This is a genomic window from Nitrospira sp. BLG_2 (genome assembly GCF_049222245.1).
The window spans coordinates 1-1,973 of record NZ_JBLYIG010000273.1 but is presented as its reverse complement, the minus strand read 5'-3'; the positions used below and the strand labels follow the sequence as shown (position 1 = coordinate 1,973).

Here is a 1,973-nt window from a genome sequence, read left to right as displayed (position 1 = left end):
TCGTCGGCATCATCGAGAGAGATAGGATTGTTGATGGCAGGTCCATCGCCGAAGGTGACGTCATCGTCGGCCTGGGGTCGAGCGGACTCCACACCAACGGCTACTCACTGGTGCGGCGGGTGCTTGCCGACAATCCAGGTCTGCTGGAGACCGAGGTGAATGGAAGACCAGTTCTTGACGTCCTGCTCGACGTTCACCGGCCTTATTATCCAGCCTTGAAGCCTCTCTTTGAAATGAAAGCGATCAAGGGCGCTGCGCATATTACTGGTGGAGGTATCGCCGAAAATTTAAACCGCATCCTACCAAATAATGTCGACGCCGCGGTGCGCCTGGAGAGATATCGTCCAGCAGCAATCTTCAATCTTCTTCGCGAAGCCGGTTCGATCTCTGATGCCGACATGCTGCGCACTTTCAATCTCGGTGTCGGCATGGCACTCGTTGTCTCCAGTGACGAACTCGAGGCCACGCTGAACAGCCTTAAGCAAAGCGGCTGTCCGGCATTCGAGATTGGTTCGATCGTTCCCGGAAGCGGTCATGTTCAATTACGCGGTCACATCGGATGGCGGTAGACTCACTCCTATTGGACTAGCTGGAAAGACTAGACTAAAAGGTGTCAGGAACCTTTTGTGATCTTTGGCCGCCCGCGCGCTCTGAGAGTTCCCTCCAAGTCGAGCCGGTTCGCGGTACGTCGCACCCAGTCCTCCGAACCGAAGGGTTGCCCTCGACAGACAGACCGACGCAGCGCTATTAGTTCCATATCCGTTTGCGGCTCATTCACCCACTTCACCCAGCCTTGAGGTCGAGCCACCGGCCATTCAGACAAGACAGCCGTTGCATTGGTCCTGTTCTGTCCTCTCCGCCACAAACTGGACCAGCGCCACTCTTCCACACGAGTTACAAGGTTGGCTCGCAGGGCGTTCCGCTCGACATACCGACACACCGATAGGAAGTGCTCATCCGCCTGCACGGGAAACGATTTAAACCGCCCCTGATAGAGATGGCCCGCGCCAGCAGACTGCCGATGGGCATGCCAGCGCTGGGTGTGTGTCAGCGTCACCCACGCCATGAATCGTGAAAGCTCTTCGTCTCGCCGCGGCCACAGCACCAGATGCCAGTGGTTTGGCATCAGACAGTAGGCCAATGTCCGCATGGGGAACCGATCATGCCCTTCGCCAAGCACCTTCTCGAAAGCCTCATAGTCGGCGGGCGTTTCGAACAGCGGTAGTCGGCCATTCGCTCGGTTCAGGACATGATAGATCATACCCCCGACTGCAGCTCGTAACGGACGTCCCATGACCGTGCACGGTACCCGGAATGATCACTTCGTGTCAATAAAAGGTTCCTGACACCTTTTATCAGGAACCACGCATCAACCCCGTCCAGTTCTTGTGTTGATGGACTTGTCACCGCTATCTACAGCACAGCGTTGGCGTATTATGCAGACCGGCATAATTCCGTTATTGCTGCGAAGGACTGACTAAACCCTCGTAACAGAGCTTCATGCCATTTTTCGCCTTGCGGCATTGACCTGCGAGAGCAAATAAATCACATAACTTTCGAGAAAGACGACATATTATACCCTAGCGAAAAGGTTTATTGGGTCAATCAGCTCCTCGCAGTTCCAGAAAGCAGGTGCAGTATGCCCGCATTTATGACCATCAGAAATCTCAGAGGGAAACGGCTGAATCAGACTTCTCCTCCACCGTTTGACTTCCCCTCCCCATCACCATAGAATCCTCCGCCATGGCTTCGTCCTTCGTCCATCTTCATCTCCACACCCAATTCAGTCTTCTCGACGGCGCGAATCAGATCGAGCCGCTGGTCCGGCAGATTAAGTCGTTCAATCAGCCGGCTGTGGCGATGACTGATCATGGCAATATGTTCGGCGCGGTCGAGTTCTATCGGAAGGCCAAAGACGCGGGCATCAAGCCGATCATCGGCTGTGAGGCCTACATGGCGCTCGGCAGCCGGCA

General features: G+C 55.2%; 3 protein-coding genes. 2 read left to right on the top strand and 1 reads right to left on the bottom strand.

The features are described from left to right. The coding region (locus ACOSYY_RS07560; protein WP_421661656.1) for an AIR synthase-related protein at positions 1-569 on the top strand (569 nt) is incomplete at its 5' end. 44 nt (positions 570-613) lie between these two features. Here the strand turns inward: ACOSYY_RS07560 and ACOSYY_RS07555 are convergent. After that, positions 614-1,294 (bottom strand): transposase, encoded by a 681-nt coding sequence (locus ACOSYY_RS07555; protein ID WP_421661655.1) that lies wholly within the window; start codon positions 1,292-1,294, stop codon positions 614-616. A gap of 449 nt (positions 1,295-1,743) precedes the next feature. Between ACOSYY_RS07555 and ACOSYY_RS07550 the strand changes: the two genes are divergently transcribed. Further along, the coding region (locus ACOSYY_RS07550; RefSeq protein ID WP_421661654.1) for a PHP domain-containing protein at positions 1,744-1,973 on the top strand (230 nt) is incomplete at its 3' end.